The sequence below is a fragment of the Humibacter sp. genome (assembly GCF_035547335.1).
In the GTDB taxonomy this organism is placed as follows: Bacteria; Actinomycetota; Actinomycetes; order Actinomycetales; family Microbacteriaceae; genus Humibacter.
Genome location: NZ_DASZVF010000051.1, coordinates 38,087 through 64,443, shown reverse-complemented (window position 1 = coordinate 64,443; position 26,357 = coordinate 38,087). Strand labels below are relative to the sequence as shown.

Sequence of the window (26,357 nt, the reverse complement as noted above, 5' to 3'; positions counted from 1 at the left end):
TGGGCCGGCGGTCGCCATGCGCTGGGCGGCGCGGCCGTGGGACGGCTTGGGTCGCGTCGCATCCAGCACCCGTCTCACTGACAGAAAGTGCGGACGGTGCCAAGAACGTCAACATTTTCTGCGAGTGAAACCGCCCGCCGGTACCCCGTGGGCCTTGGGGGCGCCGCACGCGCACACGCACACCGGCTCGACATAGCACGCCCCACCGCGCGTCCGCCCCAAAGCACGCCCCACCGCGCCGCAACAAGGCGCCCCCACAGCACTCCCCACCACCGCAGTGCGCCGCTCACCGGGCCCACAGCACTTCGCGAATATACTTCGTTAAGGTAAGTAATTGGAGGTAGAGGGACAGATGCCTCGCCGGCTCAAGGGCGCTTCATCCGCCGACACCCGCAGCGCGATCCTCGACCTCATCCGCTCCAGCGGCCGAGTGAGCCGCATCGAGCTGTCGGAGAAGTCCGGTCTCACCGAGGCCACGATCTCCAAGATCGTGCGCACGCTCATCGACGGCGGGCTGGTCGTGGAGGCGGGGTTCGCCGAGTCGACGGGCGGCAAGCGGCCCGTGCTGCTCGAGCTGAACGCGGCATCCCGGTACGCACTCGGCGTCTCGCTCGACTACGCCCGCATCTCGCTCGTGCTGTGCGACCTCAACGGCATGGCGCTGCACAGTCACTCGATCCCCGGCTCGGGCCGCAGCAAACCGCAGACGGTCATCGACCGGGTGGCGAGGGAGATCGGGCGCTTCCTCGACAAGCACAGCGTCTCGCGCAGCGACGTGATCGGCATCGGCGTCTCCGGCGCCGGACGCCAGGACACCTCCGGCGGCGTTCTGCGCTCCTCGCGCCACACCGGAGAGTGGGAGGAGTTCGCGATCGAGGCGGCCCTCTGCGAAGCGACCGACCTGCCCGTCATCCTGGAGAACGACGCCAACTGCGCCGCGCTGGGCGAGTTCTGGTCCGGCCGCGTCTCGACGGCTCACGACTTCGCCACGATCTACATGGCGACGGGCATCGGCTGCGGCCTCGTGATCAACGGGGATGTCTATCGCGGCGCATCCTCGAACGCGGGCGAGATCGGGCACCTGTCGCTCGACGTCGACGGGCCTGAGTGCTTCTGCGGCGCGCGCGGATGCCTCGAGGTCATGGCCACGCCCGCCGCCATTGTGCGCAGCGCGCGTGAGCACGAGCAGCTGTGGGCACGCCTGAACCTGGCCGAGCGGGAGGGCGAGGATGTGCGCACGTCGTTCGCGACGATCGCGACCGCCGCGATGACGGGAGACTCCGACGCCGAGGAGCTCGTACGACAGTCGGCCAAGTACCTGGCGACGGCCGTGCTCGGTCTCGCCAACATCTTCGACCTCGACCGCGTCTACCTGGCGGGACCGGGCTTCGCCACCGCCGGTCCGATCTACCTGGAGATCGTTCGCGACGTGCTCGACCGGCTGGCGTTCATGCGCAAGGTGCATCCGGTGGCCGTCGAGATGGGCGAGACCGGGCCGGGGGCTGCGGCGCGAGGGGCGGCATCCGTCGTGCTGCACAGCCACCTCACGCCGCATCACGCTCGCGCCTGAAGCAAAGCACCGAGCGTTGAGCCCGTCGAAACCCGGCAAGCCCCGCATACCGGTTTCGACAAGCTCAACCGGCGGTAAGGCGCAGCGGTTTCGACAAGCCCAACCGGCGGTACAGTGCGGCGGTTAAGGTGGGACGCGCTCACGCCGCAGCGCGCGCCTCGCCCGCGAGGAACTGCCGGAGCCACTCGCCACTCGACTTCACCGTGCGCTGCTGCGTCTCGTAGTCCACGTAGACCAGGCCGAAGCGGCGCGAGAGTCCCCACGCCCACTCCCAGTTGTCCATCAGCGACCAGCAGAAGTAGCCGCGCAACGGGATGCCGCGGCGCAGCGCTTCTGCACAGGCATCCACGTGCAGTCGCAGGTACTCGGCGCGCGCCGGATCGTCGACCGAGCCATCAGCATTCACCGTGTCCTCGTACGCCGACCCGTTCTCGGTGACGAACAGCGGCAGGTCGGGCGCATACGAGTGCGCCTGCTCGAGCACGTCGACCAGCCCGTCCGGGTGGATCTCCCAGCCCATCTGCGTGCGAGGTGCGCTCGTGTCGACGAATCGCACGAACTCGCTTCCCGGGTTCGCGCTCACCGTGCCGGGCGACGCCTCGCCGGCCGCAGTCGTGTGCCGGCTGTAGTAGTTCACGCCCAGAAAGTCGATCGGCTCCGCGATCGTGCGCGCATCCGATTCGGGCTGCGCCTCGAACCAGTCCCGCTCGCCGAGGTCGTCGAGCACGTCCGCCGGGTAGCGCCCGGCGAGCACGGGCTCGAGGAAGAGCCGGTTCTGCAGGCCGTCGATGCGGCGGGCTGCGTCTACATCCGCTGCCGAATCCGATGCGGCGCGCGTGGAGTACAGGTTGAGCGTGATGCCGACGGATGCCTCAGGCCGCTCCTCACGGATGGCCGCGACGGCCTTCCCATGCCCGAGCAGCAGGTGGTGCACGGCGTGCGAAGCCGTCGTTCCGACTTGCTTGCCCGGCGCGTGCACTCCGGACGCGTACCCGAGGAACGCCGAGCACCACGGCTCGTTGAGCGTGATCCAGTCGGAGACGAGGTCGCCGAGCTCGCGCACCGCAAGCCGCGCGTAGCGGGCGAACGCGTCAGCGGTCTCCCGCGCGAGCCAGCCACCGGCATCCTCGAGCTCCTGCGGCAGGTCCCAGTGGTACAGCGTCGCGTACGGCCGGATGCCGCGCTCGAGCAGCGCCGACGCGAGCCGCCGGTAGAACTCCACGCCCGCCTCGCTCACCGTGTCGCCGCCGTGCGGCAGGAGGCGCGACCACGAGATCGAGAAGCGATAGGAGTTGACGCCGAGGGAGGCCATCAACTCCACGTCGTCGAGGAACCGGTGGTAGTGATCGTCGGCGACGTCGCCCGTCGTGCCGTCGGCGATCGCCCCGTCGACCCTGGCGAACGTGTCCCAGATGCTGGGCGTGCGCCCGTCGACCGCGGCGGCACCCTCGACCTGGTAGGCGGCGGTGGCCGTTCCCCAGGTGAAGTCGGCGGGGAAGTCGTCACGGTTGCTCACGCGGACACCTCGGATGCCGGCTCCCAGTCCTTGGACGGCGCGAACCAGTCGGATCCCGCGTTCTCGGTGAGCGCGATGAGCACGTTGTCCGGCTTGAGCCCGGCCTCGACCAGGTTGCCCACGACTGCCGCGTACATGCGCTGCTTGTCCTCCGGCTGGTAGATGTTCGCCAGCAGGATCTGGATGTAGACGATGTCGGTGCGGGCCGCATCCGGGAACGTCGGCGTGTAGATGAGGTCACCCTGCTCGTGCAGCCGGAAGATCTGGAACAGGTCGTCGGCGGGCATGGGCAGCCCGTTCACGAGTCCGTCGTGGATGGCGCCGCTGATCGCCTCCCTCTTGTCGGCGAGGCTCGAGTGCATGTCGACGCGGACGAGTGGCATGGATGTCTCCTTCGATGTGGATGGTTCGTGCCGCAGCCGGTAGGTGCTGCGAGCGGTTCGTGGCCGTGGCCGGTGCGGGGCTGGTAGGTGGCGGATGCCGGCGGTCGCTCAGGCGAGCGCGTCCAGCCAGACGTGCGGTGGCGGCCTCAGCGCGTCGAGCTCGTCCCAGAACTCGTCGGGCAACTCGACGCGGGTGGATCGCACGATGGCCTCGATGCGCTCCGGCTTGCTGAAGCCCACGACCGTGGTGTCCACGAGCGGATCGCGCAGCGACGCCTGTAGCGCAACGGTCGCGAGGTCCGTACCGTGGCGGTGTGCCAGGTCGTCCATCGCGGCGATCGCGGCGAGCGTCTCGGGTGCCGCGGCGCGATATCCGTACGTTGTGGATCCGCCGCGAGGGTTGGCGAGGATGCCGCCACCGTAGATGGCCGCGTTCACGACGGCGATGCCGCGCTGGCGCGCATCCCGGATGAGCGCCTCCGCACTGTGGTCGACGAGGGTCCACCTGTTGTGCACGAGCAGCACCTCGAAGACGCCGAGCTCGAGATACCTCGCCAGCTCATGCACGTCGCCCCCGGCGAGCCCGATGTGCCCGATCACGCCCTCTTCCCGCAGCCGCGCGAGCGTGTCGACAGCGCCTCCCGGCGCCGTCATGGCGTCGAAGTCGTGGAACTCCGGGTCGTGCAGGTGCACGAGCGGCAGCGGTGAGATGCCCAGCCGCTCGCTGCTCTCCGCAACGGATGCCCGCACGCGGTCGCCCGAGTAGTCGCCGTCGCGCGCATCCACCTTCGTGATGACGAGGAGGTCCTGCGGAACGCCGCCCTGCTCGGCCGCGTACTTCGCGATGCCCAGCCCTATGCGGCGCTCGCTCTCCCCGCCGGAGTAGCCGTTGGACGTGTCGATGGTGCGCAGCGGGCTCGCGAGGACGTCCCGCACGAGTCTGACGGCATCCTGTTCCGCCACCTCGTAGCCGAAGTTCTGCGGCATGCTGCCGAGCGGTGCGCCGCCGACGATGACGGCCGAGACGGTGAGCCCGGTCGCGCCGAGCGGACGCATCCAGTCCGCACTGTCCGGAGTGACCGTCATGCGCCCACCGTGTACGTGAAGCCGTCGGGGTCGGCGTAGATCGTGCCGTCTGCGCCCTCCCCGACCGCGGGGTCGCCGACCGGGGCACCGCGCAGCCGGGCGGCCACGTACCCGGGAGCATCCGTCTGCGGAGTGCGCAGTTCCTTCTCCGTCTGGTACGTGAACACCTCGAGCACTGTGTCGCCGCCCTTGAGGTAGTCGATGCGGAACCCGCGCGGATCGTGCGGCTGCAGGATCGTGCCGTGGTGCCTGAAGTCGAACGGCCGGTAGTGCTCCTTGGTCGCCTCGAAGTCGTCGACCGTCAGGGCAATATGGTCGAACCGCGGGCGGTCGGGCACGCCGAGCGCGTATTCGGCGGCGACGAGCTCCTCGTCGACGACCGTGTTGTACTTCAGGTCCCGCTCGACGAGCTCGAGCAGCGCGCCGTCAGGGTCGTAGAAGAACGTGATGCGCACCTCTCCCTCCGCCTCGAGCGGCTCCAGGTGGAAGGGCACGCCGGCCTCGTGCAGCCGCGCGGCGAGCGCATCCAACCCGCTCACCTTGAAGCCGATGTGCCGGAACCCGCGCTGCAGGTCGTCGGATGTCCACGTCGATTCGGTGGGCGAGTCCAGCTTGACGAGTTCGATCGTCGCCGTCACCACGTCGAGCACGGCACGCTCGTCAGTCGGCTGGCCGACCGGCACCGCCGCGATGAAGTCGCGGTAGAACGCGACGGACCGGGCGACGTCGGCGACGTTCAGCTGGATGTTCTGAATGGGCATGCTTCTTCTCCATGGTGTTGAGGTGCTCGCCCGGCGAACCGGGCGCGATGGTACCGGCCGTCACGCGGCCTGCGGTGCGGGTGGGTTCGTCAACTCTTCACGGCGCCGAGCGTCATTCCCGCCACGAACTGGCGCTGCATCCAGACGTAGACGAGCACGACCGGAACGATCGACATCGCAAGGCCTGCGCACAACGTCGGCCAGTCCGTCTGGTACTGCCCGACGAGTCCGAACAGCACGGGCTGCAACGGCAGCTCGTTCGTGTTCTGCAGCACCGTGTTGGCGTAGATGAACTCGTTCCAGGTGGCGAGGAACTGGAAGATGATCACGGTGGCCAGGCCGGGCCGCGCGAGCGGAAGCACGATGCGCCAGAAGATCTGGAACTCGCCTGCGCCGTCGATGCGCGCCGCCTGCACGAGCTCGTCCGGCAGCGTCTCGAAGAACGCCCGCATCAGGAACATCGAGAACGGCGCAGAGCTCGACACGTACAGCACGATCAGCCCGGCCTGCGTGTTGAGCAGGCCGAAGCTCTTCAGCTGCAGGTAGAGCGGGATGATCAGCGATGTCGACGGCATCATCAGCGTCGCCAGCAGCAGCACGTAGACGACGTTCTTGAACGGGAACCGCAGCTTCGCGAAGGCGTAGCCGGCGAGCGACGCGAAGATCACCACGCCGAGCACGGTGGCCAGCGTGATCCACAGGCTGTTGGCGAAGTGGAGGCCGAAGTCGGTCGAGTTCCAGGCGCGGACGTACGCGCTGAACGAGACCGACGACGGCCAGAAGCCGCCGCTGAACACCGTGTTCGCGGGCCGGATCGAGGTCAGCACGAGCCAGATGAGCGGGAAGATGGTGAAGGCCGCGATCGCCAGCAGGATGAACGTCACGAACGAGCGCCCCACAGGGAACGGCCGGCGTCGACGGTCATCCTTCGCGCCCAGCCTGGCCGCCGATTCGTCGCGCGTCGCTACTGCGGTCATCGGCTCGCCCTCCTCGAAAGCACGATCTGAACGAGCACGGCGACACCGCATAGCAGCATGACGATCACGCTGAACGCGCTGCCGTACCCGAGTTGCGGGATCGAGCCCGCCGTCGAGCCGAACGCGAGGCTGTACAGGTAGGTGCCGAACACTTCGGATGCGTGGTTCGGCCCGCCCGCCGTCATCACGTAGATGAGGTCGAACACCTTGAACCCGTTCATCAGGTTGAGGCTGAGCACGATGGCCGTCACCACTCGCAGGCTGGGCACGGTCACGTAGCGGAACTGCTGCCACCGAGTCGCGCCGTCGACCTGCGCCGCCTCGTAGTAGGTGGGATCCACGCCCTGGATGCCGGCGAAGAAGATCAGCATGTTCATGCCGACCGCGCCCCACAGCGACACGACGATGATCGAGGGCATCACGAGCGCGGGGTCGGAGAGCCAGTGCTGCTGCCACGATCCGAGTCCGATGGATTTGAGCAGGTTGTTCAGCGTGCCGAGGTTGGGGTCGTAGATGAGCTTCCACAGCACACCGGAGACGACGAATGAGATGATCCCCGGGATGAACAGGATGGTGCGCACCACCACGCTCAGGCCGCGCCACACGTTGCTCAGCAGCACGGCGATGATCATCGGGATGACGGTCTGCAGCACTGTCGTGACCACCGCGAACAGGATGGTGTTCCAGAACGCGATCGCCGCAACCGGGTCGGTGAACATGCGCGTGTAGTTGTCCACGCCGATCACGGTCGGGCTGCCGAAGCCGCTCCATCTGGTGAAGCTCAGGTAGATCGCGAAGAGGATCGGCCAGCCGACGAACAGCACGAACAGCACCGTGATCGGCACGACGAAGCCGTAGCCCGCCACGCGCTCGGCGCGTTGCAGCTTCCAGAGCCGCGCGCCGGAGCGCGGCTGCTGCCGCGCTCCGACACGCAGTGCGGATGACGAAGAACTCATGTCGGTGCCCCGGCTCAGCCTCGTGCGTTCTCGACGGCGGTCTGCATCTGCTTCGCCACCTCGGCCGGGGTCGCGGTCTGGTCGAAGATCTTCTGCAGCGGGTCGCCGGCAGCGGAAGAGCCGGATCCGAACGGGATGTGCGGGCATCCGTCGCTCAGCCATCCCGCCATCTGCTTCACGTGCGGATCGGTGATCTGCTCGACGGCGGCCTGCGTCGACGGCATCGCGCTCGACGCGTTCATGAGCTTCGAGTACACGCCCTCGGAGTAGAGGTATTTGAGGAACGTGAGGGCGGCATCCTTGTTCTTGCTCGTCTCGGAGACCGCGAGGCCGGCGCCCGCCTGGTCGGCGGTCCAATGCCGCGCACCGCTCTTGATCGCGGGCGTCTTCATGATCTTGTAGCGCTTCACGAAGTCGGGCGACGCGTTCTGGATGAGACCAGACGGCGTCCACGATCCGGCGAAGAACATCGCGGCGCCACCCGTGTAGAACAGCTGCTGCGACTGGTCGCCCGAGGTGCCCGTGGTTCCCGGCTGGAAGACCTTGGCCTTGACGATCTTGTCGTTCAGCTCGAGCGCCTGCACCACGGGCTTGCTGGTGTAGCTGTAGCCCTTCTCGAGCTGGTCGAGCTTGAGGTACCACGTCGGGTCGTTCGTGACCTGCGTGATGAGCGGCAGGAAGAAGTCGAGCGCGCTGGTGCCGGGGTTGCAGCTGATCGAGACGGCGGACTTGCCGATGGCGTTGATCTTCGCGGCGACGTCGATGAGGTCGTCCCAGGTCTCCGGCTCGCCGTCGACGCCCGCCTTGGCGAACAGGTCGGGGTCGTAGAAGATGCCGAACGTCTGGGCCTCGAACCCGAGCGCGTACTGCTTGCCGTTCTTCGTGTACTCCTGGTTGGTCGACGGGAAGAAGCCCTTCAGGAAGCTCGATCCGAACTCCTTCTTGAGGTCGGCCGAGATGCCCTGCTCGCCGTACGTGATGGCGCGCACGTGCGGGGCGAAGATCTCCGGCACGTCGCCGCCCGAGACGGCCGCCGTGAGCGCAGGCAGGTACTGGTCGGGCGTTCCGAAGATGCGGCTCTCGATCTTGATGTTCGGATGCTTCGCCTCGAAGTCGGCGATCACCTTCGGCAGGGTGTCCTTCACCTCGGTGTACCAGGTCCACATGCGCACGGTGGCCTTGCCGCCGGATGACGACTGGCCACCGGACGAGCAGGCGGCCAACAGGCCCGTGAGCCCGAGGGCGGCGGCGCCGGCCCCCGTCGCCTTCAGAAGGCCGCGACGGGTGATGGGGGCGTTCGCCGCATCGGCGAAGAAGGATGACCCGCGGTTGCTTGGCATTCTCTACTACTCCTCGTTGAGTCGGCGTCGGTCCCTTCGGGCCGCGCTGTCAAGTGGGTGCTCGGTTTGGGCTCTCACCGGATGTTGCCGGTTCGATCGCCGTCGTCACTTTCTATCTCAAGGTAAGGAAGTTTGTCAACGGAGAGTGCGGCCATTGCACGTCGCCCACCGAGGCCGCCGCACCGTCTCCGTCACAGCACCACCGCCATCACCGCCATCGCCATCGCTGCCGCCCTCGCGATCGCCATCGAGAATCCGTCTCACTGACAGAAAATGCGGCGCGCATCCGCTCAGACGACAATTTCTGCGAGTGAAACGGCTGCGGCGAATGACTCAACAGGGGCATCAAGGCGTCGCGGCAGGCTCAGCGCGATTCCGCTGCCCGCCGGCTCAATCGGATGTCGCTCAGCGAGCCGGGATGCGCAGCGCGCGGTACGCTGCGCGCTCGTCCGCGCTCAGGTGCTCCGTCGCGTAGGACAGCATGACGGCGGGCATCCGTGCCGCGTTGTCGTCGAGGAACGCGATGAGCAGCGCCCGGTCGACGCGCTTGCCGACCTCGCGGAGCATCCAGCCGACGGCCTTCTGCGTGAGGTCGCGCCGGTCACCCGTGTCGAGCACGCGGGACGCGAGCTCGAGCGTCGTGGAGGCATCCGACCGCTTGATGAACGCGAACGTGGACAGCATCGCGACCCGGCGCCACCAGAGGTCGTCGGAGTCCGCGAGCTCGAACAGCACGGCGCGCGGCTTGTCGACGAGGAACTCGCCGAGCACGTACTCCGCCGAGGCGTCCACGAGATCCCAGTTGTTCACCCGTCCTGCGCGCACGACGCTGAGGTAGAAGCCGGCGAGGCGTTCGCGCTCCGCCTCGTCTCGCCCGCGGGATGCCGACGCTCGAGCGAACAGCGCATTCAGGCCCACCAAGGCGGCGAGCCGGTGCTCGTGCACGCGGCTCTCGAGCAGCTCACGGATGCTGTCCAGGTCGAGCGGACCGAGCCGCTTCACGACGGAACGCACCACCGGCACGCGCACGCCGATGAAGACGTCGCCCTCGCCGTACTCGCCCGGTGCCGTCTTGAAGAACCGCTGCAGAAAGGCGGCGTCATCGGCATCCGCAACGGATGCGAGCGCCGCGACGACCTCGTGCGCCTGGTCCACATCGCCCACGCCATCACTGTACGTTCCGCGTCTGTCGCGCCCGCGTCGCCCGGTGCTTCTACCCGATCGGACACCCGCGCTCGATCGCGTCCGTCAGCCGTCGAGTCCGAACCCCGTTTGAAATGCAGAAAATGCTCTTCGCCCCGAGGGGAAGAGCATTCTCTGCGAGTGAGACGCGATCTCACGAGCGCGATCTCACGGCGCGATCTCACGGCGCGGTCACGCGGTTGATGCGGTGGCGCAGTCGCTGGGCGACTACGCCTCGCACCGGCGGGACGGAGGACCGCCGGCCTAGCGCGGGATCAGTACCAGCCGGACGACTGCGAGTGGCCCCAGGCGCCGCACGGAGTTCCGTAGCCGCGCGCGATGTAGTCGAGGCCCCACGAGATCTGCGTGGCGGCGTTCGTGGCCCAGTCGCTGCCGGCCGATGCCATCTTGGAGCCGGGGAGCGCCTGCGGGATGCCGGTGGCACCACTCGGGTTCTCGGCCTGGTAGTTCCAGCCGGACTCGCGGTTCCACAGGCTGTTCAGGCACTGGAACTGGTCGGCTCCCCACCCGTACTTGCTGGCCATCATGGACTGCGCGACCGAGCGAGCGCCATCCGGCGTGTTGACGCGCGCAAGGGCCTCCGCGGCCGCTTGCGCTTCCGCAGCTGCCTTGGCGGCGGCCTCCGCTGCTGCCTTCTGCGCGGCTGCGACGGCGGCATCGTGAGCCTTCGCCGCCTTGTTCGCGTTCGCCACCGCGGTGTCGGCTGCGGCGGTCAGCTTGTGCAGCGTGCCAGCGTCCGACGAGTAGTTGTGCTGGAGCGCGGAGATCGCGCCGTCGAGCTCGGTGAGGTCGGCTCTGCCGGCCACCTGCTGCTCGGTGATCTGGGCAACGGCGAGCGCGTCGAACGAGTCCTGCGCCGCCTTGTGGTCATCGGAGATGGGGTCGATGGGCGAGCCCTTGGCCACCTCGGATGCCTCGACACCGGTGTGCTTGGCCGGCTCGGCGTACGCGTTCTGCACGACCACAGGGGTGACCACGGCGGCCACGGCGACGGCCGCAGCAGCGCTGACGATCAGTGCGCGCTTGTGCTGCGCGATGGTGGTCGAGCCGCGATGACGAGCGGACGTTCCGACCAGCGAGCGGAGCGAGTTTCGGATGTTGTCTGGAGCGATTCTCGTGAAGAAGGTCAAAGGGTTCCAATGCTGGGGGCTTCCCCGCTTCGTCCACTCGGCGGCACGCGTACGCGCCTTCCGGGCAACGGATGCCCGCCACGCGCGTGCGCGGCGTCATCCGAGCGGGCCGGTCACCCCGGATGCCGGCACGGCTCACCGCCGTGTGGGGGCACGACGGCGGCCGCGACGCGCGCACTGCGCGCCGGCCTTAGGCCCCGCGGAGGCAACAGGCGGCATCCGTCGGGTCGGGGCGTCCGCCGGAACGGCACGCGCCCCTGAGGCTTGGGGTATTCGGAACGTCATGCCAAAATCCGACGACTCCGACACGGTACTCATGCGCTCTGGACAGGCTGTGCACAGAACCTCCGAGGGCCCTGGGAGGCGATTTGCCCCGGAATCACGCGGATTTCGCGGCCGTGATCACGATGTCCCCGAAATCGCAAGCCGAGCCGCCCTCGCTCGGATGCCGTTTGACAGGTTGGCCGGACCGCCGGTTGAGCTCGTCGAAACCGCACCGGTACCGGGTTTCGACGAGTTCAACCCAGGGTGGGACACGCTTAACCCGCGGCGGGCACCCTCGGTGGGACAGGCCCACCCTCGATGGCGTTACGGCGATACGGAGAGGAACAGGAACGCCGCGAAGATCACCAGGTGCACGCCGCCCTGCAGCTTCGTCGCCCTGCCGGGCACGACCGTGAGGATGCTCACCACGATCGAGAGCAGAAGCAGCACGATCTGCGTTTCGCCGAGTCCGAGCACGAGCTGCTGCGGCATCCAGATGGATGCGACGGCCACCGCGGGAATCGTCAGCCCGATGCTCGCCATGGCCGAGCCGAGCCCGAGGTTGAGGCTCGTCTGAATGCGGTTGCGCTGCGCGGCGCGCACGGCGGAGATGCCCTCGGGAAGCAGGATGACGAGCGCGATGATCACGCCGACGACGGATTCCGGCAGACCGAGAGCGACCACGCCGCCCTCGATCGACGGCGACTCCACCTTCGCCAGCCCGACGACCGCGACAAGGGCCACGAGCAGCAGCACGAGGCTGGTCAGCGTCGCGGCCAGGCTCGGCGGGTCACCGTGCTCCTCCGCTTCCTCATCGGCGGCGGGCGCGGATCCGGACTCCGTGACGGGCAGGAAGAACGTGCGATGCGAGATCGTCTGCGTGATGACGAACAGCACGTACAGCAGAAGCGAGGCGATCGCCGCGAACGTCAGCTGCATCGGCGAGAAGCGCGGTCCGGATGCCTCGGTGAAGTCCGGGAGCACGAGGCACAGCACCGCGAGCGTCGAGAGCGTCGCCAGCGCGGCGCCGGATCCTTCCGAGTTGAACCGCACCGTGCCGAACTTGAACGCACCGATGAGTATGGCCAGCCCGACGATGCCGGTCGTCGTGATCATGAAGGCAGAGAAGACGGTGTCCCTGGCGAGCGTGGCCGCATGCTCGTCGCCTCCGGCGGACAGCGACACGATGAGCCCGACCTCGATGATGGTGACCGACACGGCGAGGATGAGCGAGCCGAACGGCTCGCCGACGCGGTGGGCGATCACCTCGGCATGGTGAACCGCGGCCAGGATGGCGGCGATCAGCACGATCGCGAGCACGATGGCCACACCGATTCCGGGTTTCGTTCCCCAGGCGAGCACGAGCACGACCGCCGCGATCACCGGCACCCCCAGCGGGACCCATCTGTTGATCGCGTGCAGCGTCGTCACCCGTCCATCTTCTCAGGCGAGCGATCGGCGCCCAGGGGCATCCGGCGACACGTCGAGGGCGGCTAGGGCAACAATGGGAGCGATTCCCCGAGCGAAAGCGAAGACCTATGGCAGTGCGTGCATGGCGCAACCTCGAACCCGGCCAGCTCTCCCGACTCGTCGTCGTCGACATCCGCAACGGTGAGCGACGCGTGGTGCACGAGAGCACGGATGCCGTCTTCGAGGCGCCGAACTGGACCGTCTCTCCCAACTGGGGCGACGACGAGTGGCTCGTGTTCAACCAGGACGGCCTCATGTACCGCGTTCCCGTCGCGGGCGGCGACGTCGAGCACGTGCCGACGGGCAGCATCGACAGCTCGAACAACGATCACGTGGTCTCCCCAGACGGACGCTTCCTGTACGTCTCGGCCGAGGACAAGCACATCCACGAGGTCTCGCTCGCCGACGGCACGACCCGGCGCGTGACGCACGAGCACGACCGCCCGTTCAACCACTACCTGCACGGCATCTCGCCGGACGGCCGCACGCTGTCGTACATCGGCTTGGAGCCGCTGGGCGAGCCCGGTCCTGGGGCTCCCGCCAGAACCAACGTGTTCACCATCGGGGTCGACGGATCGGATGACACCCAGTTGACCCATTCGGACAAGCCGCACGACGGGGCGGAGTTCGACCCGACCGGCGAGTGGATCTACTTCAACTCGGAGCGCGAGTCGGTGCATCCCGGTCACGCTCAGCTGTTCCGCTGCCGACCTGACGGGTCGGCCGTGGAGCAGCTCACGTTCGACGAGCGGGTGAACTGGTTCCCCCATGTGGCGCCGGGCGGTCGCGACCTCGTGTACGTGAGCTACGGCCCTGGTGTGGTCGGGCATCCGGCCAACGAGCGTGTGCGCATCCGGCGCATCCATCCCGACGGCGGCGAGCCCACGGATGTCGTGGACCTGTTCGGCGGTCAGGGCACGATGAACGTCGGCAGCTGGTCGCCCGACGGCACGCGCTTCGCCTACGTGGAGTACCCGATCGCCCCCGCCGCCGGTTGACCCCCACCGGTTGACCTCCGCCGCCGGTTGACCCCACCGCCGGTTGAGCGTGTCGAAACCGCGCTCCGGAACGGGTTTCGACAAGCTCAACCCGCGGTAGGTGCGGGCTCAACCCTCGGGGTTGGGGGCTTCCGGCCTCGGACGCAAGGACGTTGCGCCGATGTGCCTGTAGACGCAGCTCTGATCCGCTACTCGGCAAACTCGACCCCGAACCTCGTCGTTACCCTCGAAAGAGACGCAAAAGAGTCGCCAACGAGGAGGTCTCGTCATGTCCATCGCTCTTTCCCAGACGGCCGACGAGGCCCTCGGAGCCGCGGCCGCCACACGCCTGGCGCAGATCGCCACCGATCCGGCGTGGCTCGCGCTGAAGCAGGCGGCCACCGACATCCAGGCCGATCAGATCAAGGATGGTTCGATCCCCGACGAGGCCCGCCATGAGGATGCCCGTGCCCGGGTCGCCACCATCGTGGAGTCGATCCGCGACCTGGCCCCGCTCTTCCCGCACGACGCCGACTACCTCACCGCCCTGCGATCGGACTTCGACCGCTGGGCCGATGGCGGCTTCGGGGTGCCGGACTTCTACGACGCGCTCGTCGCCTTCCAGCCGCAGCTGCACCGCGTGGACGGCCTCCGGCACCTCGTGGTGTTCCCCATGTACACGCAGAACGGATCGACCGATCGGCACGTCGAGGCGCTGATCGTCGAGACCATCTGGCCCGAGTTCGTCGCGGAGCTCGAGCGCACCGACTACGGCAACAAGCTGTTCGTCTCGCTGCGGCTGATCGACTTCACTCCCGGTTACGACACGAACTCGGCCGTGCTGTTCCCCGAGACGGTCGCCATGCGCGAGCTGCCGACGTTCACCTGGGGCGCGATCTTCCAGGACCGGGAGGCCGCGCGCTACCGCGTGGTCGTGCGTGCGGCATCCGAGATCACGAAGCTCGAGCTTCCGGACGACGCCGCCCGGCTCCTGGATGACCAGGGGCTCGTCGAGGAGACGTTCGTGATGTGGGACATCATCCACGACCGCACGCACATGCGCGGCGACCTGCCGTTCGACCCGTTCATGATCAAGCAGCGCATGCCGTACTTCCTGTACTCGCTGGAGGAGCTGCGCTGCGACCTGACGGCGTACCGCGAGGCGTTCCGCCTGGAGAAGACGCTGTCGGGTGAGCAGGACCTCACGGCCGACCAGCAGCAGATTCTCGAGCACGCCAAGCTCGTGCGTTATGCGATCCTGTTCGACCGCATCTTCCGGTTCCCGATCACCGGAACGCGCGTGCGCAACTACGACGGCCTGGGCGGCCAGCTGCTGTTCGCGTGGCTGCATCAGCACCACGTGCTGGACTGGACGGACACGCAGCTATCGATCGACTGGGACGCGGTCGGCGACGCCGTCGTCTCGCTCAGCGACGCGATCAACGAGCTGTACTGGCGCTCGATCGACCGCCCCAAGACGGCGCACTGGCTCGCCGCCTACGAGCTGGTGAGCAGCGTGCTCACCCCGAACCCGGCATCCGTCTGGGCGAAGGGCCTGCCGGCCGAGGTGCTCGCCGGGGCAGCGAAGGGGTACACGGATGCCGTGCTCGACGACGAGTTCCCGCTCTCGATGTTCTACGAGGCGCTGAACAAGAAAATGGCAGCGACCATCGAGTCGACGAAGGGCATCACGGCGACGACCGTCTGACGACGCCGAGCGGGTGCGAGCCGAGCGGGCCTGCCGGGAGAAGGTGCGAGCGAGCAGCGCGCGAGACGACCGGGCGCGAGCCGAGCAGCGCGCAAGACGACCGGGCGAGCCGAGCAGCACGCAAGACGACCGGGCGCGAGCCGAGTGCAGGTCGAGCCGTCGCGAGGCGACTACCGCGCAGCGAGCATCCGAGTCGAACGGGCGCCCGGAGCAGCGCGAGCCCCTGGCCGCGCTACGACCGCCCAACCGTAGAGCACCTGCGGCCCGGCGAACGCCGGCACTCGCAACAGCTCCCACGAGCTCGAGCTCGCACCGACGCCGAGCCGGTGCGGACCCCGACACCGACGCGACGCCTACGCATACGCCGACATCGACGCCGACGCCGACGCCGACGCCGACGCCGACGCGCAAGCATGCGCCACGCGAAGACGGCGTCTCACCCTGCCGTCGACTTCCGCGTCGCGCGACGCCTCGACCGAGACGAGAGAATGGATCACTGTGACCCTCCGACTGCACGACCCCGAAGCCCGCGCGTTCGCCTCCGACAACTATGCGGGGGCGCATCCCGAGATCATCGACGCGATCGCCGCGGCCAACGGCGGGCACCAGATCTCGTACGGCGAGGATGCCTACACCGAGCGCCTGCACGAGGTGTTCGCCGAGCAGTTCGGCGAGGGTGTCGAGGTGTATCCCGTGTTCAACGGCACGGGTGCGAATGTGACGGCGCTCCAGTCGATGCTTCCGCGGTGGGGCGCCGTGGTGACGTCGGCGACGGCGCACATCAACACCGACGAGAACGGCGCGCCGGAGCGCGTGGGCGGACTGAAGCTGCTCACCGTCGAGACCCCTGACGGCAAGCTCACACCCGAGCTGATCGACAAGCAGGCGTGGGGCTGGGGCGACGAGCACCGCGCGCAGCCCCTCGCGGTCTCGATCACGCAGACGACCGAGCTCGGCACGTGCTACACCGTCGAGGAGGTGCGCGCCATCGCCGAGCACGCGCACTCCCTGGGCATGCGCGTGCACATGGACGGCGCTCGCATCGCCAACGCCGCCGCCCACCTGGATGCTCCGCTGCGCGCGTTCACGACGGACGCCGGCGTCGACGTGCTCAGCTTCGGCGGCACGAAGAACGGTCTGCTGTTCGGGGAGGCGGTCGTCGTGCTCAACTCCGAGGCATCCGAGGGGATGTCCTACCTGCGCAAGCTGGACATGCAGCTCGCCTCCAAGATGCGTTTCATCTCGGCGCAGCTCATTGCACTGCTCACCGACGACCTGTGGCTGCGCAGCGCGCGCCACTCCAACGCGATGGCCGCCAGGCTGCGGTCCGAGCTGGAGGATGCCGTCGCATCCGGCCGCGCCCCTGGCCTCGGGTTCACCCAGGCGACGGAGTCGAACGGCGTCTTCGCGACGCTGCCGAAGGATGCCGCCAACGCGGTTCGCGAGCAGTACCGCTTCTACGACTGGGATGCGGCGCGCGGCGAGGTGCGCTGGATGTGCTCGTGGGACACCACGGAAGACGACATCGACGGCTTCGTCGCCGCCATCGTGGAGTCGCTGCAGCCCGACGCCCGCTGAACCCGTCTCCCACGGAACCCCGCCCGCTGCGCCCGTCCACCCGAGCTTCCCGTCCGCCACGAGGGCTCGGACATACCGATCCGGATGAGGCATGCCGCCTGGCGGTCGGTCTCGACCCGATCCGTATGTCTCGGCGGTTGTGGGGCGGGCGGGAGAGGGCCGGGGTCCGGCGCCGGGCGGGAGGGACGCCGGAGAGACGGGCTGCGGGTCCTGACCCGCCAGGGCGGCGCACGGTCCGGGATGCCGGACCCGCGCACGGTCGCGAGGCGCGGCCGCCGGCGCACACTGAGGGTATGTCCGTGTACGTGTCAGCGCTGGAGCTGTTCTCGATCGGCATCGGGCCGTCGAGCTCGCACACGGTCGGTCCGATGCGCGCCGCAGGATCGTTCGTGTCCGGGCTCGCAGAGGGGGGCATCCTCGGCGACGTGACGCGCATCGAGTGCACGCTGTACGGATCCCTCGCCGCCACCGGGGTGGGGCACGGAACACCGGATGCCGTCGTCGCAGGGCTCGCAGGCGAGCGCTCCGAGACCTGCCACCCGGCCGCCGTGCACGGCGCATGGGCGCGTGCGACGGAATGCGGTGAACTAGCGCTCGCCGCGAGCAGCGGGGGACCGAGTGTGAGCGTGCCGTTCCGGGCATCCGATCTCACGTTCGAGCCGCGCACGCGGATGCCCGAGCATCCGAACGCGCTCACGCTCCGCGCTTACACAGCCGACGACGACGTGCCGGCGGCCGAGCGCACCTTCTTCTCGATCGGCGGCGGATTCGTCGCCGAGCGCGGCGTCGTCTCCGAACCGGATTCCACGGCGACGGCCACTCGGTGGCCGTTCTCGACCGCGGCCGAGCTGCTCGCGCTGTGCGCCGAGCACGCGCTGGGGGTGTGCGACATCGCGTACCGCATCGAGCTCGAGCGGCGCGGCGAGCCGGACGTGATCGCCGGACTCGACGCCATCCGCAACGCCATGCACGACTGCGTCGAGCGCGGCCTCCACTCCGACGGGGAGCTGCCAGGTGGACTGCACGTGCCGCGCCGCGCCGATGCGATGCGCGAGCAGCTCGAGACGATGCCGCCGGAGTCGCCCGACTTCGCCGCCGAATGGATGCGGGCCTTCGCCCTGGCCGTCAACGAGGAGAACGCGGCGGGCGGTCGTGTCGTCACGGCTCCCACCAACGGTGCTGCGGGCATCGTGCCCGCCGTGCTCGAGTACCACCTGCGGTTCAACCCGCGCGCGACGGATGCGGACGCCCGCCGTTACCTGCTCACCGCCGCCGCGATCGGCTCCATCCTCAAGGCGAACGCGTCGATCTCCGGCGCGGAGGGCGGATGCCAGGCCGAGGTCGGATCCGCGTGCGCGATGGCGGCGGCCGGGCTGTGCGCCGTGCTCGGTGGAACGCCCGATCAGGTGGAGAACGCGGCGGAGATCGCCGTCGAGCACCACCTGGGACTGACGTGCGATCCGGTGGGCGGCCTCGTGCAGATCCCGTGCATCGAGCGCAACGCGATCGCGTCGTCCACCGCCGTTACGGCGGCCCGGCTAGCGCTGCACGGCGACGGCAGGCACCTGGTGCCGCTCGACGTGGCGGTGGAGACCATGCGCCAGACCGGCGCCGACATGAGCGACAGGTACAAGGAGACGAGCGCCGCGGGCCTCGCCGTCAACGTCATCGAGTGCTGACGCGGAACTCGCGCGCGTTGGGTTCGCCTTGATGGCCCCTGCCGTATGGGGCCGCGGTCCTGGGACTCAGTGGATGCCTGAGGTGGCGAGCGCGAGCATCCGCTCGAGCCCGGCATCCGAGTCGCGGCGCCGCTGCGATGCCCATGCCACCGACGAGACGAGGGCGAAGAGATCCCGCGAGTCGACGTCGTCTCGGATCGCGCCAGCCTCCTTGGCCCGCGCCACGAGCACGGCCGTCGTGTCGGTGAGCGGCCGGCACGAGTTGCGCAGCGGGGAGTCGTCGGTGCGGAACGCCTGCGCGATCGACTCCGGCAGGTTGTCGTAGGTGCGCAGGTGGTTGGCGAGCGCGAGCATCCACTCGTCGAGCGCTGCTGCCGGGTCATCGGATGCCGTGAGCTTCGTCGAGAGCGCCTCCAGCCGATCGAGGCTGTCGCCCAGTGCCGCAGCGATGAGGCCGTCGCGGGTGGGGAAATGGCGGTAGAGCGTACCGGGACCGACGCCTGCGCGGCACGCGATGTCGTCCAGCGAGGTGAGCACACCGCGCTCGGCGAAGGCGTCGCTGGCCACTTCGACTATGCGGTCGTAGTTGCGCTGCGCATCGGCTCTCAACGGCCGTGACGCTACTGCGGCGCCCATCTCGATTCGCTTCCTTCCTTCGCTGTCGCGCGACGTTCACGCGGCCTGATCGCAGGGAACCCGAAAATGTCACCCGTTCCCTGCAGACTGTTTGCCGCCGACCCGGCGGCCCGGTGCGGCGGTCTGCTCCAGGCTATGCCTCATTGCCGTGAGCGGCCTTTTTCGCCATTGCTCGCGCACCCGCCGACGCCGCGCCGTTCGCCCAGGACGAACGGCGTCTCGTTGACAAAGCGGAGACTGCCTCCGTATTGTTGAGTCCTACCCGGAGAGCTCCTCCGGATATCAACCAGGGTACGCCCCGGCCCTCGCACCCGCATTCCGTTCGCAGCGAACGAGCGGACTACCGAAGCCGAGTGCACACGTCCGCCTTCGTGGCGGCGATCCGTCCCACCACACCCACCCGCGACGCAGGCGTCGCATCCGGCGCCGGCTTCCCCGGTCGACGCCGCGACGACCCGCCTCACCCGCAGTCACTCCATCAAAGGAGAACGGCATATGGCCGATACCGCACTGATACCTCCCACCGACGGCATCCGGTTGCCGCAGCGGCACGACGCCCCTTCGGCTTCGCCCGCATCCGTCGAGGCGGATGCCCGCCCCACCCGCTTCCGCACGCTCGGGCTGATCGTCGTGTTCATCACGCAGCTCATGCTCGTGGTCGACGCGAGCATCGTGAACGTGGCGCTGCCCGACATCCAGAAGGCCCTCGGCTTCACGCCCGTCGGGCTCTCCTGGGTCGTGACGGCGTACGCCCTCGCGTTCGCCGGTCTCATGCTGCTCAGCGGCAAGGTCGGATCGATGATCGGCGCCAAGCGCGCCCTCATCATCGGCACGCTCGTGTTCATCGTCGCGTCGGCAGCGGGCGGGCTCGCGCCCACCGCGGAGATCCTGGTCGCCGCGCGCATCGTGCAGGGCATCGGCGCGGCCATCGCGGCACCCAGCACGCTCGTGCTCATCATGGCCAGCACCACTCCCGGAAAGCAGCGCAACCGCGCGCTGTCCCTCTTCGTGCTCGCCTCCGGCAGCGGCGGCGCCATCGGGCTCATCCTCGGCGGCATCCTCACCACCGGGTTCGGCTGGGAGTGGGTCATGTTCGTGAACGTGCCGGTCGGCATCCTCATCGTGGTCGGCGCCGTGCTCTTCCTTCGTGAGACGGATCGCGAGCGCGCCCGGCTCGACGTCGGCGGCGCCGTCGCCTCCACCATCGGCATGGTGGCCCTCATCTACGGGTTCACGACGGCGGCATCGGCCGGCTGGACCAACCCGGTCGCCCTGGCCGCATTCGCCGTGGCCGCTGTGTCGCTCGTCACACTCGTGTTCCTGGAGCGCAGGCACCACAGCCCGGTGGTTCCGCTGCAGCTCTTCCGCGGTCCGCGCAACATCGCTCCCCTCGTGGCGATGCTGCTCGTTCCGGCCGGCATGTTCGCGTTCTTCTACTTCATCACGCTGTTCACGCAGCAGGTGCTGGGCTTCAGCCCGCTCGAGACCGGACTCGGCCTGCTGCCGTTCGTCGTCACGCTCGTGACGGTGAGCCAGGTGGTGCCGCGCTTCCTGCCCCGCATCGGCGAGTGGATCGTGGGTGCCATCGGCCTCGGGATGCTCGCGGGCGGCCTTCTCTGGCTCAGCACGCTCGACTCGCACGACACGTTCCTCAGCGGCATCCTCGGCCCCATCCTCGTGATGGGCGTCGGGGCAGGCATGACGTTCGCGCCCATCACCGCCGTCGTGATGGATCGCGCGCCGGAGGAGCACGTGAGCGCGGCATCCAGCGTGCTGCAGACCATGCAGCAGCTCGGCGGATCCATCGGGGTCGCCGCGCTCACCACGGTGTTCGTCTCCGTCACGGCGGTGAGCGGCGAGGCCGGAGGTGTCGCAGCCGCGGTGCTCGGCGGAGCCGTGTTCGTGCTCATCGCGTTCGTGCTCTTCGCCCTGTGGGGCAGCAAAGTGACGCAGGACGGCGACGCAGAGGATGCTCCGGCTCCGATCGGCCACTGAGCGGGGCATCCGTCACTGATAAGCAGACCGAACGCGGCCCGTTCGCATCGTTCCAGCCGAACATCGGCTGCCAACCGCGGACGGGCCGCGTTGGCGTACGCGACGCCCGGGAGGGAGCAGGCGGTCCGTCGCTCTTCCGCCGCCGTCGCCGGATGCCGCGGCGGACCCACCCCTCGCGCCGGCGACTGGACTCAGCGACCGCCTGCCACCCGCAGCGTCGTCGCCGTGATGTAGGACGCATCCTTCGACACCAGCCACTCGACCGCTGCCGCGATTTCGTCCGGCTGGGCAGCGCGTCCGAGGGGCAGGTGCTGCGCCATCCGTTCCGGTCGACCGGGGTCGCCGGTGCGCGCGTGGAGTTCGGTCTCCACCAGGCCGGGGGCCACGCCGACGACCCTGATGCCGAGCGGACCCACCTCTTTGCCCAGCCCGACGGTGAAGGCGTCGACGGCGGCCTTCGCCGCCGCGTAGTGCACGTATTCGCCTGGGCTGCCGATCGTCGCCGCGCCCGACGAAAGCGTGACGATGACACCGGGAGCGCCGAGGCGTGTGAACTCCTGAACGGCTCGCCGCGCCGTGAGCACGGTCGCGGTGAAGTTCACGTCGATCGTGTGGCGTATCTCGTCGACGGGTGTATCGACGAGTGGCGCGTATCTCGTCGTGACACCCGCATTGCACACGACGGCGTCCACACGGCCGAAGCGTTCCCGCGCGACGGTGAACGGCGCCTCCACTCCGGCGTCCGTCGCGAGATCCGCCTGCACCACCTCGACGTGTGCACCGAGCTCCCGGGCCGCTGTCGCGACGGATGCGGCGACCTCGCTCTCGGAGCGGAACGTGATCACGAGGTCGTAACCTGCGCGGGCCAGGCGAAGGGCGATCGCGGCGCCGATTCCCCTCGACCCGCCGGTCACGATGGCGACGGGCCGCTCTGCCCCCACGGCATCCGCGGCCGAACCGGAGCTCACGGCCGCAGCAGCACCTTGATGCCGCGCCGCTCGTCCATGGCGGCGTAGGCCTCGGCCACGTCGGCCAGCGGCAGCTCGAGGTCGAACACGAGACCGGGCTCGATCGCACCGCTCATGATGTCGACCAGCAGCTCGTCCGCATAGTTGCGCACCGGCGCCATGCCGCCGGCAAGGCGGATGTTGTCGCTGAACAGCGGGCGGAGCGTGAGTTGCGGAACGCCGTTCGGCACGCCGACGAAGCCGACCGTGCCGCCCGGTCTCGTCGAGCGCACCGCCTGCTCCATCGATTCGGACGTGCCGACCGCCTCGAGTACCGACTGCGCACCGATGCCGTCGAACATCTCGTTCACGATGGCGGCGCCCTCTTCACCGCGCTGCTCCACGATCTCCGTCGCGCCGAAGCGCCTGGCCAGCTCCTGCCGAACGGGGTTGCGTGACATCACGACGATGCGGGATGCCTGCAGCCGCTTGGCCGCGAGCACCCCGCTCAGTCCCACGGCGCCGTCGCCGACGACGACCGCGTCGCCACCGGCGGTGACGCCTGCGGAGTGAGCGGCGTGGTGTCCGGTGCCCATGACATCCGCCAGCGTGAGCAGGTGCGGCACGAGCTCGTCGCGCACGTCGGGCACGACGACGAGCGAGCCGTCGGCGTGCGGCACGCGCACGAGCTCCGCCTGGCATCCGTCGTACCAGCCGAGCTCCCGGCACGACGAGCTGAAACCGCTGCGGCACACGTCGCACGTGAAGTCGCAGTCGTAGAACGACGCGATCACGAAGTCACCTTCGCGCACCCGCTGCACCTCGGCGCCCACGCGCTCCACGATGCCGACGAACTCGTGCCCCATGCGTCGCGGGCTCTTCGTCGGCACGACGCCGCGGTAGCCCCACAGATCGGATCCGCACACGCAGGAAGCGACGACCCGCACCACAGCGTCGAGTCCCGTCTCCAAGTGAGGGTCGGGAAGCTCCTCGAGCCGAACGTCCCGTGGTCCATACATCACCGTGCCGCGCATGCTCCGAGCGTAGAGCGTGCCGCTCGGTACCGCTGACGACCGGTTACTCGAGCACTCTGGCGGCGAAGGCCGCGACGTGGTCGCGCAGCGCCGCCACCCGCTCTGCGCGCGCGGCCTCCACGTCGAATCCCGGATAGGGAGCGGGATCTCTGCGCCGCACGTTCGTCGAGCACTGGAAGGCCTCGCAGACGAGTGTGCCGATGGTGTCGCCGTTGCGTCCCGCCTTGCCTGCACGCTTCGCGCTGTAGAAGGCGACGTCGTTGGGAAGGTGCACGTCTTCGCACCAGGAGCACTGCGACATGCGGCGGCTGCGGGCCTCGGCCTGTCGCAGCAGGATGCCGACGGGCGCGTCGCCGAGCCACACGATCAGGTAGGCGATGCCGTCGTACTTGCGGTCGCGCCATCCGAGGTAGTCGAGGCGCTCCCAATCGATGGCATCGAAGTCGGTGGGAAGCGTGAGGTTATTGCGTTCGCGGAGAGTGGCGTTGACGAAGCACGCGCGGATCTCCCGCTCGGTCACGGGAAGCATGGATGGTCCTGTTCTGGAGTGTTCGGCCGCAATGGCCGGGATTCGTGGGAGTGGCGGCAGGAGCCGCGGTCGGCACACCGTGCCGATCAGCGTTGATGCGCGCGAGCGGGACTACTGAGCCCGGTCGCGCGGACGCGGCTATCTGCCGCCGGCGCGGACGCCGGCGACCTCCTCACGCCCAGCGGGCGGAACGAACTCCAGAGAATGCATCGCCGGTAGCCTACCCGCTGCGGCCTGCACGGTCGTGGTGGTGCGGATCGGCGGGCGTCTCCCCAGGACGATCCGCAGCGCCTGCGCGCGGACAGTCAGCATGCTGTCCAACCGTCAGCATGCGGTGGCCCGAAAATCGGAGATCTGTCGAGGCGCACCGCGCCTACCTGTGCACGGCGGCGCGTCGCTGCAGATCTCCTTCATTTCGCACACTCCCTTTTCGCACACTCACTTTCACACTCGGCCGTCTCGGACACTCGCCCGTTCGGGCACTCGGCCGTCTCGGGCGCTCGGCCGTGTCCGCTGACGCTGTCAGCTGCGGCGGATGCCGCCTCCGATAACGCACGAATCGGAGGGTGTCGCGGGCGACACGCGGGCATCCGGCAAAAAAGTCGGCAGGAGTGTTCACGCACCTCTTCCGTCGGCCCCGGGAGAGTCCTAGGGTGTCACCCAGACTTACGTCGAACGACGCTGGGGGAGCGACGATATGGCGAGACGCAATGTAGGGGACGCGCGCTCGGTGACGCGGCGCACGGTCATCATGGCCGGCGCACCGCAGTACGCCGGAGTGGCGATGGCGTCGACCGTGCTGCCGGCTGTGGCACAGGCATCCCTGCCCGCTTTGGACACGTACGCGGATGCCGTCGGGCAGCACTTCGAGGCGGCCAGCGAGTACGGCCGCTACGACCTGACGCTGGCCTCGGTCGAAACGCTGGCCGGCGACGCGAGCACCGCCGCGACTCGCTTCGGCCTCATGTTCACCGCCGCCTCCGCACCGCCTCCTGCCGGCGTCTACCGGCTGAGCACCGCTTCGTGCCGCGTGCCCGACGCCCAGTTCTTCGTGGCGGAGTCGCGGCCACGGCGAACCGGATCACGCCGCTTCTCCTCGTCGCGCATCAGCGGCGGGCACCGGTGATCGCCGCGACGGAGTTGCGCTACCGTCCGACCACGGCCACCGACGGGCCCGCGCTGTTCCGCCTTTTCCAGCAACTGCACACCGACGAGATCGCGACGCTCGCCGTCGATGCCGCCACCAGGGCCGCGCTGGCCAGCATGCAGTACGTCGAGCAGCGCGTGCGCACGGCAGCCGAGTTTCCGGATGCCGTCGACGTCGCCATCGAGAACGCGGCCGGCCTCTGCGGACGCATGGTGACGGTGATGCGGGGCGGCGGCATCCAGCTGCTCCAGCTCGGCGTGCTCGTCGAGCACCGCGGGCAGGGCATAGGCACACTGGCCATGCGTCGTCTGGCCACTATCGCCGAGGAGCACGGATGCCCGATCTGGCTCCGCGCGGATGCCACCAGCAGCGACTGCCGCGGCTTCCTCGAGCGCGTGGGGTTCACGGTCTCGGGACGTGGCGGGCGCCTGCTCGTGGAGCGGGCGACAGCGGCCGCCGACCGGTTCGTGGCCGCGTAGCCGACGGGCGCGGCCGCCGCCGACGGGCCCGCACGACGTGCGGCAGCGACGCGCACGAGACGGCGCCGCCGGCTCAGATGACGTCGCGCATGGCACCGGCCCGGAATGCGCTGGGCGAGGTGCCGTTCACGGCGCGGAACTGACGTGAGAAGTAGAAGGCATCCGCGTAGCCGATCTGGGTCGCAATCTCTCCGATGGAGAGGTTGGTGGTCATGAGCAGTTCGCGTGCACGGGCGCTGCGCAGCCGCTTCACGTACTCGACGACGCCGTACCCGGTGGAGGCCTTGAACAGCGCGGAGAAGTGCGAGTTGCTGAGTCCGGCGAGGCGCGCGAGTTCGGCCACCGACACCGGGGAAGCGAGGTTCGCGCGCAGGTACTCCTGCACGACGTGGATGCGATCGCTCGTCTGAGGTTCGCCGCGCAGCCGGTCGGAGCAGAGCAGACCGAAGAGGTTCCAGGCCGCCCCGGCCGCCTGATAGAGCGTGGCCGTCGTCTCGTCGTTCTCCAACGCCGACACGACCTGTTCGGCGAGGGCGACCGCCGTGTAAACGTCGCGCAGGTGGAGGACGGGATCGGAGTCGGAGCCGAGGATCTGCGCGACCAGCTCGTCGACATCCGTGCCGGTTGCGTGCAGCCACCAGATGCTCCACGGATCGGCGGCGTCGGCGACATACACATGCGGCGTTCGCGCGGGGATCACCGCCGCGTCACCCGACTCGATCCTGCGTCGCTGACCGCCGAGCGTCAGGATGCCGCTGCCTCCCGTGCACACCATGACGATCGCCTCGCCTGCCCCATCTGGCCGCGTCCGTCCATGTGCGGCAGCGTGCGGGAAGTACCCGGCATCGGTCACGAGCAGCCGCTTCGTGACCGGCTCCTCGATCGCCTTCCGCACCAGAGGCGCGGGCAGCACCCGAAGCCGCTGGCCGGGGAATCCGTCTCGCAGAAGCATGTCCGCGAGCGTAGCAGGATCAGAGAATCGTCCAGGAATG

At 68.8% G+C, this 26,357-nt stretch carries 23 protein-coding genes; 8 read left to right on the top strand and 15 right to left on the bottom strand.

Going from position 1 to position 26,357, the window contains the following annotated elements; translation table 11 throughout:
• The first annotated feature begins 352 nt into the window (after positions 1-352).
• Entirely contained in the window at positions 353-1,570 is a 1,218-nt protein-coding gene (locus VHB92_RS10950; protein ID WP_325453786.1) for an ROK family transcriptional regulator, read from the top strand.
• 139 nt (positions 1,571-1,709) lie between these two features.
• Here the strand turns inward: VHB92_RS10950 and VHB92_RS10945 are convergent, their stop codons facing one another.
• The 10 genes from VHB92_RS10945 to VHB92_RS10900 all read right to left on the bottom strand — a co-directional run bounded on the left by VHB92_RS10945 (position 1,710) and on the right by VHB92_RS10900 (position 12,617).
• Positions 1,710-3,086: a GH1 family beta-glucosidase gene (locus tag VHB92_RS10945; protein ID WP_325453785.1), complete on the bottom strand. Its 1,377-nt coding sequence runs from the start codon at positions 3,084-3,086 to the stop codon at positions 1,710-1,712.
• Positions 3,083-3,469, bottom strand: a complete 387-nt coding sequence (locus VHB92_RS10940; protein ID WP_325453784.1) for a tautomerase family protein — start codon at positions 3,467-3,469, stop codon at positions 3,083-3,085. Before VHB92_RS10940 ends, VHB92_RS10945 begins: the two co-directional genes overlap by 4 nt.
• Before the next feature lie 108 nt (positions 3,470-3,577).
• Positions 3,578-4,555: an aldo/keto reductase gene (locus VHB92_RS10935; RefSeq protein ID WP_325453783.1), complete on the bottom strand. Its 978-nt coding sequence runs from the start codon at positions 4,553-4,555 to the stop codon at positions 3,578-3,580.
• Entirely contained in the window at positions 4,552-5,316 is a 765-nt protein-coding gene (locus VHB92_RS10930) for a VOC family protein (protein ID WP_325453782.1), read from the bottom strand. The genes VHB92_RS10935 and VHB92_RS10930 overlap by 4 nt, the downstream gene beginning before the upstream one ends.
• 89 nt (positions 5,317-5,405) lie before the next feature.
• Complete coding sequence (locus VHB92_RS10925) at positions 5,406-6,293, bottom strand: carbohydrate ABC transporter permease (protein WP_325453781.1); 888 nt, start codon at positions 6,291-6,293, stop codon at positions 5,406-5,408.
• Positions 6,290-7,249 (bottom strand): sugar ABC transporter permease, encoded by a 960-nt coding sequence (locus VHB92_RS10920; RefSeq protein ID WP_325453780.1) that lies wholly within the window; start codon positions 7,247-7,249, stop codon positions 6,290-6,292. Before VHB92_RS10920 ends, VHB92_RS10925 begins: the two co-directional genes overlap by 4 nt.
• Before the next feature lie 14 nt (positions 7,250-7,263).
• Positions 7,264-8,589 (bottom strand): extracellular solute-binding protein, encoded by a 1,326-nt coding sequence (locus tag VHB92_RS10915; RefSeq protein WP_325453779.1) that lies wholly within the window; start codon positions 8,587-8,589, stop codon positions 7,264-7,266.
• Between the two features lie 405 nt (positions 8,590-8,994).
• Complete coding sequence (locus VHB92_RS10910) at positions 8,995-9,753, bottom strand: DNA alkylation repair protein (protein WP_325453778.1); 759 nt, start codon at positions 9,751-9,753, stop codon at positions 8,995-8,997.
• Between the two features lie 293 nt (positions 9,754-10,046).
• Positions 10,047-10,922 carry a phospholipase gene (locus VHB92_RS10905; protein WP_325453777.1) on the bottom strand — a complete coding sequence of 292 codons (876 nt, stop codon included), beginning with the start codon at positions 10,920-10,922 and terminating at the stop codon, positions 10,047-10,049.
• A gap of 588 nt (positions 10,923-11,510) precedes the next feature.
• Positions 11,511-12,617 carry an ionic transporter y4hA gene (locus VHB92_RS10900; protein WP_325453776.1) on the bottom strand — a complete coding sequence of 369 codons (1,107 nt, stop codon included), beginning with the start codon at positions 12,615-12,617 and terminating at the stop codon, positions 11,511-11,513.
• A 107-nt stretch (positions 12,618-12,724) separates the two neighbouring features.
• On the opposite strand from VHB92_RS10900, the gene VHB92_RS10895 reads away from it, so the two are divergent.
• From VHB92_RS10895 to VHB92_RS10880, 4 genes are all read left to right on the top strand, one after another.
• The gene (locus tag VHB92_RS10895; RefSeq protein WP_325453775.1) at positions 12,725-13,654 is read left to right on the top strand and encodes a biopolymer transporter Tol; all 930 of its coding nucleotides are present in this window, start codon (positions 12,725-12,727) and stop codon (positions 13,652-13,654) included.
• Positions 13,655-13,922: 268 nt separating this feature from the next.
• Positions 13,923-15,341: a DUF6421 family protein gene (locus tag VHB92_RS10890; RefSeq protein WP_325453774.1), complete on the top strand. Its 1,419-nt coding sequence runs from the start codon at positions 13,923-13,925 to the stop codon at positions 15,339-15,341.
• A 498-nt stretch (positions 15,342-15,839) separates the two neighbouring features.
• On the top strand, positions 15,840-16,919 hold the full coding sequence (locus VHB92_RS10885; protein WP_325453773.1) for a low specificity L-threonine aldolase: 1,080 nt from the start codon (positions 15,840-15,842) through the stop codon (positions 16,917-16,919).
• Between the two features lie 293 nt (positions 16,920-17,212).
• Positions 17,213-18,598: an L-serine ammonia-lyase gene (locus VHB92_RS10880; RefSeq protein WP_325453772.1), complete on the top strand. Its 1,386-nt coding sequence runs from the start codon at positions 17,213-17,215 to the stop codon at positions 18,596-18,598.
• A 66-nt stretch (positions 18,599-18,664) separates the two neighbouring features.
• Here VHB92_RS10880 and VHB92_RS10875 read toward each other — a convergent pair whose 3' ends face one another.
• Positions 18,665-19,234: a TetR/AcrR family transcriptional regulator gene (locus VHB92_RS10875; RefSeq protein ID WP_325453771.1), complete on the bottom strand. Its 570-nt coding sequence runs from the start codon at positions 19,232-19,234 to the stop codon at positions 18,665-18,667.
• 495 nt (positions 19,235-19,729) lie between these two features.
• On the opposite strand from VHB92_RS10875, the gene VHB92_RS10870 reads away from it, so the two are divergent.
• Positions 19,730-21,229: an MFS transporter gene (locus tag VHB92_RS10870; RefSeq protein ID WP_325453770.1), complete on the top strand. Its 1,500-nt coding sequence runs from the start codon at positions 19,730-19,732 to the stop codon at positions 21,227-21,229.
• Between the two features lie 191 nt (positions 21,230-21,420).
• Here the strand turns inward: VHB92_RS10870 and VHB92_RS10865 are convergent, their stop codons facing one another.
• Genes VHB92_RS10865 through VHB92_RS10855 form a run of 3 tightly spaced genes read right to left on the bottom strand, consistent with a single transcriptional unit; the run spans position 21,421 to position 23,739 of the window.
• Positions 21,421-22,197 carry an SDR family NAD(P)-dependent oxidoreductase gene (locus VHB92_RS10865; RefSeq protein WP_325453769.1) on the bottom strand — a complete coding sequence of 259 codons (777 nt, stop codon included), beginning with the start codon at positions 22,195-22,197 and terminating at the stop codon, positions 21,421-21,423.
• The gene (locus VHB92_RS10860; protein ID WP_325453768.1) at positions 22,194-23,210 is read right to left on the bottom strand and encodes a zinc-dependent alcohol dehydrogenase family protein; all 1,017 of its coding nucleotides are present in this window, start codon (positions 23,208-23,210) and stop codon (positions 22,194-22,196) included. The genes VHB92_RS10865 and VHB92_RS10860 overlap by 4 nt, the downstream gene beginning before the upstream one ends.
• Before the next feature lie 43 nt (positions 23,211-23,253).
• Complete coding sequence (locus VHB92_RS10855; protein WP_325453767.1) at positions 23,254-23,739, bottom strand: FBP domain-containing protein; 486 nt, start codon at positions 23,737-23,739, stop codon at positions 23,254-23,256.
• 697 nt (positions 23,740-24,436) lie between these two features.
• Here VHB92_RS10855 and VHB92_RS10850 point away from each other — a divergent pair.
• The gene (locus tag VHB92_RS10850) at positions 24,437-24,865 is read left to right on the top strand and encodes a DUF6916 family protein (RefSeq protein ID WP_325453766.1); all 429 of its coding nucleotides are present in this window, start codon (positions 24,437-24,439) and stop codon (positions 24,863-24,865) included.
• Complete coding sequence (locus tag VHB92_RS10845) at positions 24,862-25,365, top strand: GNAT family N-acetyltransferase (protein ID WP_325453765.1); 504 nt, start codon at positions 24,862-24,864, stop codon at positions 25,363-25,365. Before VHB92_RS10850 ends, VHB92_RS10845 begins: the two co-directional genes overlap by 4 nt.
• Before the next feature lie 73 nt (positions 25,366-25,438).
• Here VHB92_RS10845 and VHB92_RS10840 read toward each other — a convergent pair whose 3' ends face one another.
• Positions 25,439-26,317 carry an AraC family transcriptional regulator gene (locus VHB92_RS10840; protein ID WP_325453764.1) on the bottom strand — a complete coding sequence of 293 codons (879 nt, stop codon included), beginning with the start codon at positions 26,315-26,317 and terminating at the stop codon, positions 25,439-25,441.
• Positions 26,318-26,357 lie beyond the last annotated feature (40 nt).

Excerpts from the sequence above, each read along its gene's own strand:
- VHB92_RS10950 (WP_325453786.1), top strand. The coding sequence starts at position 353 with ATGCCTCGCCGGCTCAAGGGCGCTTCATCCGCCGACACCCGCAGCGCG.
- VHB92_RS10940 (WP_325453784.1), bottom strand. The coding sequence starts at position 3,469 with ATGCCACTCGTCCGCGTCGACATGCACTCGAGCCTCGCCGACAAGAGG.
- VHB92_RS10935 (WP_325453783.1), bottom strand. The coding sequence starts at position 4,555 with ATGACGGTCACTCCGGACAGTGCGGACTGGATGCGTCCGCTCGGCGCG.
- VHB92_RS10930 (WP_325453782.1), bottom strand. The coding sequence starts at position 5,316 with ATGCCCATTCAGAACATCCAGCTGAACGTCGCCGACGTCGCCCGGTCC.
- VHB92_RS10925 (WP_325453781.1), bottom strand. The coding sequence starts at position 6,293 with ATGACCGCAGTAGCGACGCGCGACGAATCGGCGGCCAGGCTGGGCGCG.
- VHB92_RS10920 (WP_325453780.1), bottom strand. The coding sequence starts at position 7,249 with ATGAGTTCTTCGTCATCCGCACTGCGTGTCGGAGCGCGGCAGCAGCCG.
- VHB92_RS10915 (WP_325453779.1), bottom strand. The coding sequence starts at position 8,589 with ATGCCAAGCAACCGCGGGTCATCCTTCTTCGCCGATGCGGCGAACGCC.
- VHB92_RS10895 (WP_325453775.1), top strand. The coding sequence starts at position 12,725 with ATGGCAGTGCGTGCATGGCGCAACCTCGAACCCGGCCAGCTCTCCCGA.
- VHB92_RS10890 (WP_325453774.1), top strand. The coding sequence starts at position 13,923 with ATGTCCATCGCTCTTTCCCAGACGGCCGACGAGGCCCTCGGAGCCGCG.
- VHB92_RS10880 (WP_325453772.1), top strand. The coding sequence starts at position 17,213 with ATGTCCGTGTACGTGTCAGCGCTGGAGCTGTTCTCGATCGGCATCGGG.
- VHB92_RS10875 (WP_325453771.1), bottom strand. The coding sequence starts at position 19,234 with ATGGGCGCCGCAGTAGCGTCACGGCCGTTGAGAGCCGATGCGCAGCGC.
- VHB92_RS10870 (WP_325453770.1), top strand. The coding sequence starts at position 19,730 with ATGGCCGATACCGCACTGATACCTCCCACCGACGGCATCCGGTTGCCG.
- VHB92_RS10860 (WP_325453768.1), bottom strand. The coding sequence starts at position 23,210 with ATGCGCGGCACGGTGATGTATGGACCACGGGACGTTCGGCTCGAGGAG.
- VHB92_RS10855 (WP_325453767.1), bottom strand. The coding sequence starts at position 23,739 with ATGCTTCCCGTGACCGAGCGGGAGATCCGCGCGTGCTTCGTCAACGCC.
- VHB92_RS10850 (WP_325453766.1), top strand. The coding sequence starts at position 24,437 with ATGGCGAGACGCAATGTAGGGGACGCGCGCTCGGTGACGCGGCGCACG.
- VHB92_RS10840 (WP_325453764.1), bottom strand. The coding sequence starts at position 26,317 with ATGCTTCTGCGAGACGGATTCCCCGGCCAGCGGCTTCGGGTGCTGCCC.